Source organism: Arsukibacterium sp. UBA5043, from assembly GCA_002415085.1.
Lineage (GTDB): Bacteria > Pseudomonadota > Gammaproteobacteria > Enterobacterales > Alteromonadaceae > Alishewanella.
Genome location: DIBV01000006.1, coordinates 248366 through 263003, shown reverse-complemented (window position 1 = coordinate 263003; position 14638 = coordinate 248366). Strand labels below are relative to the sequence as shown.

Annotated in this window: 15 protein-coding genes; 4 read left to right on the top strand and 11 right to left on the bottom strand. The window is 48.1% G+C overall.

Annotation, left to right across the window (positions count from 1 at the left end; all coding sequences use genetic code 11):
• Positions 1-73: 73 nt before the first annotated feature.
• Complete coding sequence (locus B2Q61_RS07770) at positions 74-1420, top strand: sigma-54 interaction domain-containing protein (protein ID WP_290619008.1); 1347 nt, start codon at positions 74-76, stop codon at positions 1418-1420.
• A 105-nt stretch (positions 1421-1525) separates the two neighbouring features.
• Here the strand turns inward: B2Q61_RS07770 and B2Q61_RS07765 are convergent, their stop codons facing one another.
• The 10 genes from B2Q61_RS07765 to xerD all read right to left on the bottom strand — a co-directional run bounded on the left by B2Q61_RS07765 (position 1526) and on the right by xerD (position 10593).
• The gene (locus B2Q61_RS07765) at positions 1526-1702 is read right to left on the bottom strand and encodes a DUF1328 family protein (RefSeq protein ID WP_290619010.1); all 177 of its coding nucleotides are present in this window, start codon (positions 1700-1702) and stop codon (positions 1526-1528) included.
• Between the two features lie 193 nt (positions 1703-1895).
• The gene (locus B2Q61_RS07760) at positions 1896-2987 is read right to left on the bottom strand and encodes an AI-2E family transporter (RefSeq protein WP_290619012.1); all 1092 of its coding nucleotides are present in this window, start codon (positions 2985-2987) and stop codon (positions 1896-1898) included.
• Between the two features lie 25 nt (positions 2988-3012).
• Positions 3013-3264, bottom strand: a complete 252-nt coding sequence (locus B2Q61_RS07755) for a hypothetical protein (RefSeq protein ID WP_290619014.1) — start codon at positions 3262-3264, stop codon at positions 3013-3015.
• On the bottom strand, positions 3242-3712 hold the full coding sequence (locus tag B2Q61_RS07750; protein WP_290619016.1) for a hypothetical protein: 471 nt from the start codon (positions 3710-3712) through the stop codon (positions 3242-3244). Before B2Q61_RS07750 ends, B2Q61_RS07755 begins: the two co-directional genes overlap by 23 nt.
• A 2-nt stretch (positions 3713-3714) precedes the next feature.
• Positions 3715-4044, bottom strand: a complete 330-nt coding sequence (locus B2Q61_RS07745; protein WP_290619018.1) for a DUF883 domain-containing protein — start codon at positions 4042-4044, stop codon at positions 3715-3717.
• Between the two features lie 270 nt (positions 4045-4314).
• Positions 4315-5835, bottom strand: coding sequence for a lysine--tRNA ligase (gene lysS / locus B2Q61_RS07740; protein ID WP_290619020.1), 1521 nt, complete (start codon positions 5833-5835; stop codon positions 4315-4317).
• A 37-nt stretch (positions 5836-5872) separates the two neighbouring features.
• A protein-coding gene (prfB, locus tag B2Q61_RS07735; RefSeq protein ID WP_290619022.1) for a peptide chain release factor 2 occupies positions 5873-6971 on the bottom strand; the annotation gives its coding sequence in 2 pieces (ribosomal slippage) (positions 5873-6895 and positions 6897-6971; 1098 coding nt in all).
• Positions 6972-7088: 117 nt separating this feature from the next.
• Positions 7089-8819 carry a single-stranded-DNA-specific exonuclease RecJ gene (gene recJ, locus B2Q61_RS07730; RefSeq protein WP_290619024.1) on the bottom strand — a complete coding sequence of 577 codons (1731 nt, stop codon included), beginning with the start codon at positions 8817-8819 and terminating at the stop codon, positions 7089-7091.
• Positions 8820-8908: 89 nt separating this feature from the next.
• Positions 8909-9643 (bottom strand): bifunctional protein-disulfide isomerase/oxidoreductase DsbC, encoded by a 735-nt coding sequence (gene dsbC / locus B2Q61_RS07725; RefSeq protein ID WP_290619026.1) that lies wholly within the window; start codon positions 9641-9643, stop codon positions 8909-8911.
• Between the two features lie 32 nt (positions 9644-9675).
• Positions 9676-10593: a site-specific tyrosine recombinase XerD gene (xerD, locus tag B2Q61_RS07720; protein WP_290619028.1), complete on the bottom strand. Its 918-nt coding sequence runs from the start codon at positions 10591-10593 to the stop codon at positions 9676-9678.
• A gap of 201 nt (positions 10594-10794) precedes the next feature.
• On the opposite strand from xerD, the gene fldB reads away from it, so the two are divergent.
• Positions 10795-11313, top strand: a complete 519-nt coding sequence (fldB, locus tag B2Q61_RS07715; RefSeq protein WP_290619030.1) for a flavodoxin FldB — start codon at positions 10795-10797, stop codon at positions 11311-11313.
• A gap of 56 nt (positions 11314-11369) precedes the next feature.
• Here fldB and B2Q61_RS07710 read toward each other — a convergent pair whose 3' ends face one another.
• A complete protein-coding gene (locus tag B2Q61_RS07710) occupies positions 11370-12110 on the bottom strand; it encodes a tRNA1(Val) (adenine(37)-N6)-methyltransferase (protein WP_290622790.1) in 741 nt (246 codons plus the stop codon).
• Positions 12111-12187: 77 nt separating this feature from the next.
• Between B2Q61_RS07710 and srmB the strand changes: the two genes are divergently transcribed.
• Complete coding sequence (gene srmB / locus B2Q61_RS07705; RefSeq protein ID WP_290619034.1) at positions 12188-13411, top strand: ATP-dependent RNA helicase SrmB; 1224 nt, start codon at positions 12188-12190, stop codon at positions 13409-13411.
• A gap of 138 nt (positions 13412-13549) precedes the next feature.
• Complete coding sequence (locus B2Q61_RS07700; RefSeq protein ID WP_290619036.1) at positions 13550-14623, top strand: S66 peptidase family protein; 1074 nt, start codon at positions 13550-13552, stop codon at positions 14621-14623.
• Positions 14624-14638 lie beyond the last annotated feature (15 nt).

Below are 14638 nucleotides of genomic sequence, written 5' to 3'. Positions count from 1 at the left end.
AATTTTACTGATGACCATTGTTAAATTTACATTGCTGGATTAGAGTAGAGAGATAAATTTAGGGAGTGACGCCATGAGCAAACCACGGTTATTTATTCATTTGCGTGACCCGGAACTAACTGAAAAATTACTGCAATCGCCTGTGGTCAGGCAATTTATTATCATTAAGAGCAGCGACAGTTCAGCCTGGTCTGAACAGCTGCAGCAACAACAGTGCGATCTCGCCTTTATCGAGTCGGACGAAAATGATAACAGTGATTATAAGCGCCTGCTGGCGAGCAAAACGCTCACCGAAATCGATTTCATTTTTATTAGCAGTGGCACACCAAATGAGTTGCTGGACAAATTAATGCGACGGGGGGCAGGATATCATTTTCGGGCCCCCTTAGATTTCGGCTCGCTCATCGATACTTTACAGGATTTCTATCAGCAACTTAGCACAGAGCGCAAGCAGGTTAAAGCAACCTCAAGTGAACTTGATCAATTTGGAATGTTGGTAGGATCGTCCAAGCCAATGCTAAAACTGTACAGGACTATCCGAAAGGTCGCCATTACGGAAGCAAACGTGCTGATTGTAGGTGAAAGTGGCGCCGGCAAAGAGTTGGTCGCTAATACGTTGCATCTTGCCAGTTTACGTGCCGACAAACCCTTTGTAGCAATAAATTGTGGTGCCCTAAGCCCAGAGCTGATAGACAGCGAGTTGTTCGGCCATATCAAGGGGGCATTTACCGGTGCACATCGGGATCACCAGGGCGTTTTTTGTCAGGCTGACGGTGGGACGCTGTTTCTGGACGAAATTACCGAAATGCCGCTTGAGCAGCAGGTTAAATTATTAAGAGTGTTAGAAAATGGCGAATATCGGCCGGTGGGGAGCGATAAAACCGCTACAGCTAATGTTCGGATAGCAGCAGCGACCAATCGCGATCCATTGCAGGCTATTGCAGAGAATATGCTGCGGGAAGATTTGTATTTCCGGTTGTCACAGTTTCCGATAGCGGTACCACCGCTGCGCGACAGAGCCGACGATGTCGTTGGCCTGGCGCAACACTTTCTGGCCTATCGCAATGTGCAGGAGCAACAAAGTAAGCAATTTTCTGCTGAAGCCCATAGCTTGATTGCCCACCATAGCTGGCCAGGTAATGTCCGGGAATTAAAGCATGCAGTGGAGCGCGCCTATATTCTGGCTGGAACCATTATCGAGCCAGAGCACCTGTTACTTGATGAGCCCAAAAGCGATGCCAACGCTGATATCGTGATCGATGCGATACCCACCGGGGTGCGTTTGGATGAATTGGAAAAAGCAGCAATATTGCGTACTTTGGCTAAAAATGGGGGCAATAAAACCGATACTGCTCAACAGCTCGGCGTTAGTGTTAAAACCTTATACAATAAGCTGGAAAAATATCAGCTGGAACGCTGACACACTGCAGGCTTTTTTTGCTCAAACATGCTAACAATTTAGTCAGATAAGTAAATGCCACTGCAATCCTGCAGTGGCATTGTCACATTTCGTGTAGCGGCATCACTAAACCTTTGGCGCTTTGCCCCGCACAGCACCTGATATCAGTGCGATAACCAACAACACAATAAAGATAAAGAAAATGATCTTAGCTATCCCTGCAGCAGCTCCGGCAATACCGCCAAAACCTAATACACCTGCAATCAACGCGATAACTAAAAAGGTTAATGCCCATCCTAACATTTTTGCTCCTTAGTGCATGGTTCGCACTTATTGTGAAAAATTCGCTATTAACTATGCGAATGGCGTGCCAAAAAAAACAAAAACCTAGACTGTTGATTTATAACATGTAAATACCAGCTTTTTCAGGCGGATGTATTACAGCAACTAAAAATCAGCAATTATTACTTACCCCAGAGTAACTTTTTCCTGACAATTATTCTTTGTTAAATGCGTCGCTATCAGCACTGAGTAAGATTCGCCAATACGGTAATAATTCAAAATGGGACGCAATAATCTTCAGACACACTAACAAAGGAATAGCGATTAGCACCCCCACGGCACCCCACATCCAACCCCAGATAAACATCCAGATCACAACCAGCAAAGGGTTCATATTGAATCGTTTTCCCAGAGCCATTGGGGTAACCAGCTGCGACTCAATAATATTTAGCACTACGAATGCGGCAGGTACCAGCAGACTCTGTCCCACACTGTCGAACTCAACAAATCCGACCGCTGTTAATAGTAAAATCAACACAAAGGGGCCGAGATACGGTGCAAAATTTAAAACGGCTGCCATTACCCCCCACAACAACGGATCAGCTACGCCTAACATGCTCATGACCAAAAATGTTGTTACGCCCAGCAGAATATTAATAACGGTGATAACCAACACATAACGGCTGATATCCTGTTCGATGGTCTGATACATTTTCACCAGGTTTTTCTTTTCATGTAGCGTCGACGCGCCCCGAATGATATTGCGAAGTAAAGTGCCCCCAAATACCAGAAACAAATAGGTCAGAATGATAACGGTCGCCAGTTGAACAAGCATCATCGCTGTGGTTTGAGCCAGCATGGATAGCAAAGGTACAAAACCAGCCCCTATAGCTGTGTCAATCGGGTTTTCTTCATCTTGATTATTCTTTTCAGGTAATACGGAGTCTTTTATAGAATCAAGTGACACGGCCATATCATCAAACTGAACGGCAAGCTTAGTACCCAGTATGGGCAATCGTTCTATCCAATCAGCAGCCGGACCGTACAACAGGCTGACCCCGTATCCAACGAAACATATTATGACGACCAGCACGAAGAATGAAGCGAAAGACTTAGGCAATTTTAACCGAGTCAGCAGCCTGACTGCAGGGCTGGCAAACAGCGCGATAAAAGCGGCTAAGATAATCGGCAACAATAGGCTTCTGGTAAAATAAAAAGTGTAAACCACTGCCAGCACAGTCAAAATTTTAAGGGCTAACTCTGCACTTAAGCGGCTACGCCTGGCGTGGGAAGGGGGAGTGTTCAAAATAACTCCGCTGTGAACCGCATTTTTACGTCAATCTGCGAAGCCACTGGATAGCTCCGACGCCCCGCAACGTTTTGACCATCATACTGCGGCGATGTCGCATCAGCATACCAGCGCTGAAACTTAACGTTAAACCTGGTGCCGATCCAAGAAATTGCTTAGCACGCTGCCCTGCCAACCAAAGATAGGCATGGCGAAGCTGCTGATGTTGTGCAAAAGCTTCGTTGCATTGTTGTATTTTCAGCTTGTCTTTCTTAGTCAGCAGGTCGATCAACATTATTACCTCCGGCAGGTTGAGTCGAAAATCGGAGAATACCTTTTACCTGAGCTACGGTGTTACTAAAACCAATTTGTTTCAGTGAATAGCGCATATTCCGCAAACACCAATATAAAAAAGCAAGCTGGAATAAAAATAACACGCCAGCTGTTAACGGAACGGATGAGGTGGCTTGCAGTAACAAATAACCTGCAAACACCAATACCGACCCCCACAGCATAATGACACCCGCGCCCAGCGCCACTAATAGTCCTGCCGCAAGCATTAAGCCACGACGGGATAATGCCATTTCAGCACTGGCCGTCTGCCTGGTAAGTTGAGTCTGTTGCTTATATTGGTCGGCACTCAGGCTGAGTAATGCGGCTAATTCAGTGAGCTGAGCCATTACCTTCTCCGGCAATGGCTCAGTAGCCGCGTGCTGCGGCTCTGTATCCCGGGGTTCAACCATAATCAGTTGCCGCGACGAAGGAGGGTGCTTACTAACATGCCTGCAGCAAATGCTATCCCTGCCGCCGCTAAAGGATTCTCCTGCGCAAATTGCTTGCTCCGCTCGTAAGAACCCTGCATCTGCATCTTCAGCTCTTCCTGCTTCTGATCAATGGTTGCCTTGGAACTTGCCGCAGTTCTGCGTAAAGAGTCTTCTGCTGTGGCTGCTTTGCCGGCCATGGTATCCACAGCATGATGTGCGGCTTCTGAGGCTTTTTCAGTAACAGGTGAGTTAGTTAACGGTGTCGCTGTAGAATTGTCAGCTGCTTTACTACCAGTTTGAGTTGTTGCCATTGTAAACCTCCTGCTTGTTTCACGAAAATACAGCGCGTGTATTTACACAACCTGTATCAGTATTTATCACCATGAGGTGGCTGCAATGCCTGTGCCAAAAAATCAATTAAATAAAATCATTTAGAATCAACAATTTGAGAAAAAAATCTGGGGCAGGTAGCAGACACATTCAATCAGTATAGTGTAGAAGTTACCTGATAACAGTAAACATTACAGGCTTTATCAATAAAAAAGCCAGACTAGCGTCTGGCTTTTATCTTGAAAAAATAATTACTTATCGTGATGCAGGCGCATGTGCGGGAATAGAATAACATCGCGGATAGACGCCGCATCAGCTAATAACATCACCAGACGGTCGATACCGATACCCTGTCCGGCCGTTGGCGGTAGGCCGTGCTCCAACGCCGTTACAAAATCTTCGTCATAAAACATGGCCTCATCGTCACCGGCATCTTTTTGCGCCACTTGCTCGCGGAAACGCTCAGCCTGATCTTCAGCGTCGTTTAACTCACTAAAACCGTTGCCCAGTTCACGGCCACCAATAAAAAACTCAAACCGATCGGTAATTTCCGGGTTATGATCGTTACGCCGGGCAAGCGGTGACACTTCCGCCGGGTATTCAGTAATAAAGGTCGGGTGACGCAGCTTGGTTTCTACCAGCTCGTCAAATACTTCCATTAAAATACGACCATGACCATAATTGGTTTTAACCACAATACCCAGACTGTTTGCCAGTTCAGCCACCGCTTCACGCGTGGCCAGCTGTTCTTTAGTCACTGTTGGGTTATAGTGCAAAATGGAGTCGGTTACCGACATTCTGGCAAATGGCTTACCAAAGTCGAATACCTCCCCCTGATAAGGCACTTCGGTGCTGCCCAATACATCCAGGGCTAAGCCACGAAACAGTTTTTCAGTTAAATCCATTAAATCGTTGTAATCGGCATAGGCCCAGTAAAACTCCAGCATGGTAAATTCTGGATTATGCCGGGTAGACACACCTTCGTTACGGAAATTTCGGTTTAGCTCAAACACTTTTTCAAAGCCACCGACCACCAAACGTTTTAAATACAACTCGGGGGCGATACGCAAAAACATTTGCATATCCAACGCATTATGATGGGTTTCGAACGGCCTTGCCGACGCACCGCCGGGAATAGCCTGTAGCATGGGCGTCTCTACTTCTAAAAAGCCTTCGTCGTTAAAAAACCGGCGGATATAAGCCACCGTCTTGCTACGGACTAAAAAGGTTTTGCGCGACTGCTCGTTAGAAATTAAATCAAGATAGCGCTGGCGGTAGCGTGCTTCGTTGTCGGTTAAGCCATGAAACTTGTCAGGCAATGGCCGTAATGCTTTGGTTAATAAGCGAATATCGCTAAGCCATACGGTTAACTCGCCAGTCTGAGTTTTAAATAAGTGGCCTGTGGCGCCAATAATATCGCCTAAATCCCACTTTTTAAATTGCTCGTTGTACACCCCTTCAGCCAGGCTGTCACGGGCCACATACAACTGAATCTTACCCCCCATATCAGCGATCGTGGTAAAGCTGGCTTTACCCATAATACGCCGGGTCATTATACGACCGCCCAGGCTAACGGTAATTTTCTGAGCTTCTAACTCTTCTTTGCTCAGCTGGTCGTATTTGGCAATCAGCTCTGAGGAGATGCTGTCACGCCGAAAATCGTTCGGAAACATAAAGCCATCTGCTCGAAGGCCGGCAAGCTTCTGTTTTCGCTCAGCAATCAGCTTGTTTACGTCCTGAATTTCTTCGTGTGGTTGCTGTTGGTCAGACATGATGCATTTCCTGATTGAGAGAGAGTTATAATCAATATTACAAGCCCGCTTTTAAGCTGGCTTCAATAAATTTGTCGAGGTTGCCATCGAGAACCGCCTGGGTATTGCGGGTTTCGATACCGGTACGTAAGTCTTTAATGCGAGAGTCATCCAATACATAAGAGCGGATCTGACTGCCCCAGCCAATGTCAGACTTGGTATCTTCCAGCGCCTGCTTCTCGGCATTTTGCTTCTGCAATTCAAACTCATATAATTTGGCACGCAGTTGCTTATAAGCGTTATCGCGGTTTTTATGCTGTGAGCGATCGTTCTGACATTGCACCACAATATTGGTCGGTAAGTGCGTTATCCGAACAGCTGAGTCAGTCCGGTTAACGTGCTGACCACCGGCGCCTGACGCCCGGTAGGTATCGATTCGTAAATCAGCCGGATTAATGTCAATTTCAATATCGTCATCAATTTCCGGCGCCACAAAAACAGAGGCAAAAGAAGTATGACGGCGGTTACCAGAGTCAAACGGGCTTTTGCGTACTAAACGATGCACACCAGTTTCAGTGCGCAGCCAACCATAGGCGTAGTCGCCGGAAAATTTAATGGTGCAGCCTTTAATACCGGCGACATCACCGTCGGTTACTTCATAGATTTCTGGTTTAAAACCTTTATCATCGCCCCAGCGCAAATACATCCGCATTAACATGCTAGCCCAGTCCTGCGCTTCGGTTCCACCTGATCCGGCCTGAATGTCCAGATAACAGTCATTCTGATCATTTTTTCCCGAGAACATCCGACGAAATTCCAGCAATGCCAGTTGCTTTTCCAGATCGGTTAGTTCAACTTTTGCTTCTTCGAACGTGTCTTCATCTTCGGCTTCTACCGCCAGTTCGACCAAGCCAGCTACATCTTCCAGCCCCTGATCCAGGCGATCTATGGTACCGACCACTTGCTCGAGTGCTGAGCGCTCTTTACCTAATGCCTGAGCTTTCTCCGGGTTGTTCCAGACAGCAGAGTCTTCCAGTTCGCGTGAAACTTCTTCTAAACGCTCTTTTTTGCCATCATAGTCAAAGATACCCCCGAAGCACATTCGTGCGTTCAGTCAGATCTTTAATGCTGTTGTTCACTGGATTCACTTCAAACATGCTTTGCCCTGGGCCTTAAAACGGTCAAAAAATTGTTGCGGATTATAGCAAAGATATGGCTGGCAGTGCAGCCATCTATCGACGTTTTTTGCTAAATTGCGACTCCGGGCCATTACCTCAGCTTAATGCAGTCATATAACGCACGATAAGTTGCAGATTCTGCTGCTCGCGGTATTCGTTAATATCCAATTGATAAGCAAGATGTACCTTTTTGACATTAATATCTGGCCAGGTTTTATTGTCCGCATTAAACCAGATAGCATCGATTAGGAGTCCGTTTGCGCTTTGCAGCATCAGTTTTAAGTGGCGCTCAGCCAGCATTTTCTGACTGAGTAAGGTAAATTCACCATCAAACACCGGCTCAGGAAAAGCCTGGCCCCAGGGCCCGGCATTTTGCAATAATCGGGCAAAATTAAGATCAAAACACTCAGCATCCAGCTCCCCATCGCTGTATATGACGGCCGTGAGTTGCTCAGCCGTTAAATGCTTTTTGGCGGTCAAGCTTAGTGCCAGCTGGAAGGTTTCCAGCCGCTCGGCGGCAATGGTTAAACCGGCGGCCATGGCATGGCCGCCAAATTTTTTAATCAGCCCCGGATACTGACTGGCGATTTCTTCCAGTAAATCTCGGATATGCAAACCAGGTATCGAGCGGGCCGAACCTTTCAGTTCGCCGTTATCGCCCTCGGCAAAAACAATAGTAGGCCGATGAAATTGCTCTTTAATACGTCCGGCTAAAATGCCAATTACCCCCTGGTGCCAGTCGCTGCGATATAAACATAAACACTCAGGCAAGCTGGTGCCATCAAACGATAATTTGCTTAAAAATGCCTGGGCTTCCAGTTGCATACTTTGTTCTATTGCCCGGCGCTCAACATTCAGCGCATCAAGCTCGGCGGCGTACTGACGGGCCAGGCCCAAATCAGGCGCCAGCAGGCAACTTATCCCCAGTGCCATATCGTCCAGCCGACCGGCCGCATTTAACCTTGGGGCCAGAGAAAAACCAAAATCACTGGCCGTTAGTTTTTCAGCCCGCCGGTTAGCAACGTCTATCAACGCCTGAATGCCCGGCCGGCATTTGCCACTGCGAATTCGCATCAGCCCCTGATGCACCAAAATCCGGTTATTGCTATCCAGTGGCACCACATCGGCCACCGTACCCAGCGCAACCAAATCTAACAGTTCGGCAATATTGGGTTCTGTCTGACCGTTATCAGCAAAGTATTTGTTGTCCCGCAACCCAGCCCGCAGCGCCATAAGCAAGTAAAATGCGACACCTACACCAGCTAATGCCTTGCTGGGGAAGTCGCAACCTGGCTGGTTTGGATTAACAATAGCATCGGCATTAGGCAAGATACTGCCGGCTAAGTGGTGATCAGTTACCAGCACCTTTACCCCGGCTTTCTTTGCCAGCGCCACCCCTTCTACTGCAGAAATACCGTTGTCGACGGTAATTATCAGTTCGGCCCCCTGCGCCACCACTAATTCGGCCAGCTCCGGGGTCAGGCCATATCCGTATTCAAACCGGTTGGGCACCATATATTCAAGATATTTAAAACCAAACGCTTTTAAACCTGCCATTAATACCGCAGTACTGGTTGCTCCGTCCGCATCAAAATCACCGACAATGACAATATGTTGTTGCTGCTGCAATGCATCGGTTAGTAGCTGCACCGCTTGTCGGATGCCCTTCAGCGCACTAAAGGGCAATAAACCGACAGCCCCCCGCTCCAACTCATTGCTATTGTTGATCCCACGATTCTGGTACAACCGGCGCAGCACCGGATGCAGATGCTCCGCGATAACCTGCTCGGTCTTTGGCTCACGCCGGATGATTTGTTTTAACTGCACAGCTGCTACCTGTTTTAAGTCACTTTTAATATCATTTATATGTCATGTCGCTGGCTGTTCATCCGGCCTCTGATACACAACGAGTAAAATTAATTTGTTTCCAGCTGTTTTAACAGACCTGCGGCCGGCTGATAACCAGGAATTATCCTGCCACTTGCCAGTACCAAGGCCGGGGTACCATTTATCCCAAACGACTGCCCCAACTCATAATGCCGTTTCACCGGGTTTTCGCACATGGCTGGTGGATTACGCTTACCGTCTTTAGCCAGGTCCATCGCTTTTTGTTGATTACGCGAACACCACAAATGTTGCATTTCCAATGCCGTTTTACTGTTTAAGCCTCCTCTGGGGAAGGCCAGGTAACGAACCGTAATTCCAGCCTTGTTGTAATCTTTCATTTCGCTGTGCAACTTCTGACAATAACCACAGGTTGGATCGGTAAAGGCATACACAACATATTGCTCATTCTCAGCTTTATATTCAATGTAGCTATCGGTTAAAGTCGGCATTTGCTGGTTAACATAACTGCGCATCTGTACATCGTTTACCAGCTCAGATTGCTGCAAGTCAAAGATATTACCTTCAATAAAGAAACGGCCGTCAGCACTGGTAAAAAACAAGCCACGTTGAGTAAACACCTGCAATAAGCCGGGTACCGGACTATTGGCAGCAGCATTTACCTGCAAGCCAAGCGGCGCCAGGCTTTTAGAAATATCACTGAGCTCTGGTGCTTCACTTTTTTGTTGTGCCAGTACGCCGGCACTTAAACTAATACTTAAACCAAACACACCCAGAGTAAGGGCACCTGATAACCAGTTTTTCATAAACTTTCCTAATTAATGTAGCTGCTAAACCTTTAGCCACGCGGATGATGCAGTTGATGCATCTGTTGCAAACGTGCCTGAGCGACATGGGTATATATTTGGGTTGTGGATAAATCACTATGCCCCAGTAGCATCTGTACGACTCGCAAATCGGCACCGTGGTTCAATAAATGGGTAGCAAAAGCATGACGCAGGGTATGCGGTGACAGCTCTGCCTGAATGCGCGCCACTTTGGCATAAAACTTAATCCGGTGCCAGAACGTTTGCCGGGTCATCTGAGTGCCACGACTGCTGGTAAATACTAAATTACTGTCGCCTTTCACTAAATCTCTGCGGCCATGTTTGAGATAACGGCTAAGCCAATCCTGGGCTTCTTCGCCCATCGGCACTAACCGCTCTTTACTGCCTTTACCCAGCACCCGTAACACCCCTTGATTAATACTCACCTGCTGCAGGGTTAGACTTGTTAATTCAGTAACCCGCAAGCCGCACGCATACAACAACTCCAGCATAGCCTTATCACGAAACTGAATAAGCTCATTACAATCAGGCGCTTGTAACAGAGCATCAACATCATGTTCCGACAAGGTCTTGGGTAAACTACGTCCAACTTTAGGATTGACCAGTTCTGTTACAGGATTCACGGCGCAGCGCCCAGTCTTATGATAATGCCGGTAAAACCGTCGCAAACTACTAAGCATTCTGGAGCCGCTGCGCGGACTGAGTTGTTGCTGATAACGAACAGCCAGAAATTGATTAATCAGTTGACTGTCGACACTAAAGAAACGTTGCTGCTGCCCGGCAAGGTAACGGCCAAACAGGGTTAAATCACTGCCATAGGCACTTAACGTATGAGGGCTGACGTCTTTTTCTAACCACAGCTGATCCAGAAACTGCTGAATAAGTGCCTGCTCGGCAGGGTCAAGGGCTGGTGGTTGTTCAAGGTTCATGATTCGTAATCTGAGTGGCGGTAATGCAGCATCATGATGCTATCTTAGCCGATTGCTCTCTCTGGGCATAGTCCCGGTATATAACGGTTCGGCAGTAACCTAAGCTTACTCTGCGCCCGAGAGTATCTGTTGTACGTCTGATTTGGGCTCTGCCACAAGGTTCTGTTACAATGCGCCGCAGAACTCGCTGGCGGAACTTCGATGAAAATAGGCTTATTTTACGGCTCAACCACCTGCTATACCGAAATGGTGGCAGAAAAAATTCAGGCACTGATAGGTGCTGACGTGGTTGATTTGCATAATATTAAAACGGTGCCACTGACTAGAATGGCTGATTACCAGTTACTGATACTTGGGTTATCTACCTGGGATTTTGGTGAAATCCAGGAAGACTGGGAAGCACGTTGGGACGATATCAGTAACGTTGACTTAACCGGCAAAACTGTTGCCATCTATGGTATGGGTGATCAGCTTGGTTACGCAGAATGGTTTATTGATGCCGTTGGTATGTTGCATGAGGCTATTGCTCCTAAACAGCCAGATCGAATCGGCTTCTGGCCCGCTGCCGGCTACGATTTTATTGCGTCAAAAGCATTAACTGCCGATGGCGGTTTTTTTTATGGTCTGGCGCTGGATGATGAAAACCAATACGAACAAACTGACGAGCGGCTAAATCTTTGGGTAAGTCAAATCCTGACTGAAATAGCCGAGCGGCTTTAGTGGCGGCGCTTGGCCATTGCCGCTTTTTTAACGGTTAATTGTCGCTTTATTAACGGTTAAAAGTTTAGATAAAATTCACGCAATAAGGTCCGGTACTGCTCAGTGTACCCACCCTTGCGATCATGAATAACCAACTGTTGCTGCTGCGGACAGCATGGCTCTCGCTGCCACTGCATTAGACGTCTTAGCGGCGCTTTACTGGTCCGGCTGTATACCACGCAATTAACCCTGAGATACCAGCCTTGCTCATATGCCATGCGACAGAATGCCTCAGCACTACTGTCGGGTAACACCAGTGCAAAACTACCTCCAGCTGCCAGCAGTGCTGCGGCTTTAGCCAGCAATAATGGCATGGGCAAGCTGGCGGTATGGCGCGCTTGGTTACGTTGACCATCTTTACTTAGCAGGGCATTATCAAAAAAAGGCGGATTAGACACAATTAAAGCGTAACGCTCAGCTGGCTGATAGGTTAGAATATCGCCTTTTAACAATTTCAGACGCTTGCTGAAAGGGCTTTGAAGAAAGTTGCAGCTGGCCTGAGCCGCTGCTGCAGGATCAAGTTCAATAGCGTGAATGGTAGCATCTGGCGCACGCTGAGCAAGCATCAGGCTGATTAAACCACTGCCTGTGCCAATATCCAGCATAGTATTGGCAACAGTTATTGCAGTATGGTTTGCTGAGCTGACGCAAGTTGGCAAGCTGGCCCAGGCACCCAGCAATAAACCGTCAGTACCGACCTTCATCGCGCACTGAGCATGGCCTACAAAAAATTGTTTACACTTAAAACCAGACGACATCTTCACCTCTGCCATCAGTTTACTGGCTGCCAGACCGGTTTGTCATCTGAATACTGCCATTCTGAGGAACACCTTTTATGAGCTTTGCCGATTTTCAATTCGACGACTCTATTAACCAGGCGCTGGAACAGGCCGGCTTTACCGAGCCAACCTTAATTCAGCAACTGGCCATTCCGCCGGCGCTTGATGGCCGTGATGTACTGGCCAGCGCACCGACCGGTACCGGTAAAACCCTGGCGTTTGTATTACCGGCAATTCAGTATTTACTGGATTTTCCGCGGCGCGATCCGGGTTTCTGCCGGGTGCTGGTAATGACCCCTACCCGCGAGCTGGCATTTCAGGTGTATGAAGAGTTTAAACAACTGGCGCAATACACCAAGCTTAACGTTGGCGTGATTACCGGCGGTATTAATTATGGCAGCCATAAAGACACCCTGGAAAAAAACAACGATATTCTGGTGGCCACCCCGGGCCGCCTAACCGAGTATCTGGATGAAGAAAGCTTTCAGGCCGACGAAGTGGAAGTGCTTATTCTGGATGAAGCCGACCGGATGCTCGATATGGGCTTTATTGGCGAAATGAACCGGATAGTGCTGGAAGCACGGCGGCGGCGCCAGACCTTTTTATTCTCTGCCACCCTGGAAGGTTTGAATTTAGAGCGCTTTGCCGAGCGGGCGTTAAAAGAGCCGGAACAAATTGAAGCGGTACCGTCACGCAAAGAAAAAGCCAAGATTCTGCAGTGGCTGCACCTGGCTGATGACAACGTTCATAAACTGGCGTTGTTAACCCATATTCTGAAACAAGAAGACGCAACAAAAGCCATTGTTTTTGTAAAAACCCGCGAGCGGCTGGCCAGTTTAACCGGTCAGCTGGAAAGTGCCGGCATCAAGTGCTGCTGGTTGCAGGGCGAAATGCCCCAGGATAAAAGGTTACAGGCCGTACAGCGTTTCAGCAAAGGCCAGGTGCCGGTGCTGATTGCCACGGATATTGCCGCCCGCGGCCTGGATATTGACGATATCAGCCACGTGATTAATTACGATATGCCGCGCAGTGCCGACACCTATGTTCACCGCATCGGCCGCACCGGTCGTGCCGGCAAAAAAGGCACTGCGATTTCGCTGATAGAAGCCCACGATATGGCGATGGTAGCTAAAGTGGAGCGCTATACCGAACAAAAGCTGAAACGACGGGTCATAGACAGCCTGCGGCCAAAGCATAAAGCAGCAAAAATCGGCAGCAAGAAGAAAAAGCCCGGTAAACTGGCCGCTAAAAAACTGGCCAAAAAAGCGCCTAAGAAATAACCTGATCGGCGCCATTTATTACCTCTGTTATCGCAGCAAACCGGTGCTTTTTTCTGTCCGCTTTGCTGCAATTCTAATAAAATCATGCTATCAATAGCGATAAATTAGGAATAATTTATTACTAAGAGGCATTAAATCATGAATAAACGCCAATTCCTGCAATCGAGCGCGCTCGCACTCACTGCACTACCGCTTGGATTACTACCTCTTAGTAGCTGCGCCGCTGTTGGTAGCAAGGCCAGAAACGGCGCTATGCCAGGCGATATTATTTTACCGCAGCCACTTAACCCGGGCGACACCGTGGCGCTGGTCAGCCCGTCTAAAGCCACAGACGAGCGGCTGGATATTCAGATAGCCACGGAAGTGATGCAGGCGCTGGGGTTTAAGGTAAAACAGGGTGAACATCTGCAGGGGCGCCGCGGCCATCTGGCCGGCACTGATCTTGAACGGGCGGGCGATCTTAATGCCATGTTTGCTGATCCAGAGGTAAAAGCGATTATTTGCCTGCGTGGTGGTTCGGGCGCAGCGCGGTTGCTGCCGTTGCTGGATTATTCGCTGATTAAACGCAACCCGAAAGTCCTGCTCGGTTACTCTGATATTACCGCACTGCACAACGCCATTAATGCCCAGACCGGGCTGGTTACCTTTCACGGCCCTAATGGCACCGGCAGCTGGAACAGCTTTAATGCCGATCAGTTTCAGCGGGTGTTTTTTCAGCGCGAACGGATGCAATACCAGAATGAGCTCAATGCCAAAGATGAATTGGTACCGCGGCAAAACCGGATTGAAACCATTACCGGCGGCAAAGTGCAGGGCCAGCTGGTTGGCGGCAACTTAACGGTGTTAACGGCATTAGCTGGCTCGCCGTATTTACCGGACTTCAGCGGTAAAATTTTATTTTTAGAAGATGTCGAAGAAGCGCCTTACCGGGTAGACAGAATGCTCAGCACCTTAAAGCTGATGGGCGCGCTGGATAAAATTGCCGGCTTTATTTTTGGTGAATGCACGGCCTGCCGGCCCGGTGGTGGTTATGGCTGGTTAACGATGGATCAGATTTTTGATGACCATATTAAACCGCTGAATATTCCGGCTTATCGCGGCGCGATGATTGGCCATCTCAGTAAACAGTTTATTGTGCCGCACGGCGCCCCGGTAGAAATGGATGCCGACGCCGGCACTTTCCGGATGTTAAACAGCGTGTTTCAGGGTTAAAAAACCGGCCCCGCA

What these genes read in the sequence shown, in the direction of transcription:
- B2Q61_RS07770 (WP_290619008.1), top strand. Translation starts at nt 74, where the DNA reads ATGAGCAAACCACGGTTATTTATTCATTTGCGTGACCCGGAACTAACT.
- B2Q61_RS07765 (WP_290619010.1), bottom strand. Translation starts at nt 1,702, where the DNA reads ATGTTAGGATGGGCATTAACCTTTTTAGTTATCGCGTTGATTGCAGGT.
- B2Q61_RS07755 (WP_290619014.1), bottom strand. Translation starts at nt 3,264, where the DNA reads ATGTTGATCGACCTGCTGACTAAGAAAGACAAGCTGAAAATACAACAA.
- B2Q61_RS07750 (WP_290619016.1), bottom strand. Translation starts at nt 3,712, where the DNA reads ATGGTTGAACCCCGGGATACAGAGCCGCAGCACGCGGCTACTGAGCCA.
- B2Q61_RS07745 (WP_290619018.1), bottom strand. Translation starts at nt 4,044, where the DNA reads ATGGCAACAACTCAAACTGGTAGTAAAGCAGCTGACAATTCTACAGCG.
- lysS (WP_290619020.1), bottom strand. Translation starts at nt 5,835, where the DNA reads ATGTCTGACCAACAGCAACCACACGAAGAAATTCAGGACGTAAACAAG.
- dsbC (WP_290619026.1), bottom strand. Translation starts at nt 9,643, where the DNA reads ATGAAAAACTGGTTATCAGGTGCCCTTACTCTGGGTGTGTTTGGTTTA.
- xerD (WP_290619028.1), bottom strand. Translation starts at nt 10,593, where the DNA reads ATGAACCTTGAACAACCACCAGCCCTTGACCCTGCCGAGCAGGCACTT.
- fldB (WP_290619030.1), top strand. Translation starts at nt 10,795, where the DNA reads ATGAAAATAGGCTTATTTTACGGCTCAACCACCTGCTATACCGAAATG.
- B2Q61_RS07710 (WP_290622790.1), bottom strand. Translation starts at nt 12,110, where the DNA reads ATGTCGTCTGGTTTTAAGTGTAAACAATTTTTTGTAGGCCATGCTCAG.
- srmB (WP_290619034.1), top strand. Translation starts at nt 12,188, where the DNA reads ATGAGCTTTGCCGATTTTCAATTCGACGACTCTATTAACCAGGCGCTG.
- B2Q61_RS07700 (WP_290619036.1), top strand. Translation starts at nt 13,550, where the DNA reads ATGAATAAACGCCAATTCCTGCAATCGAGCGCGCTCGCACTCACTGCA.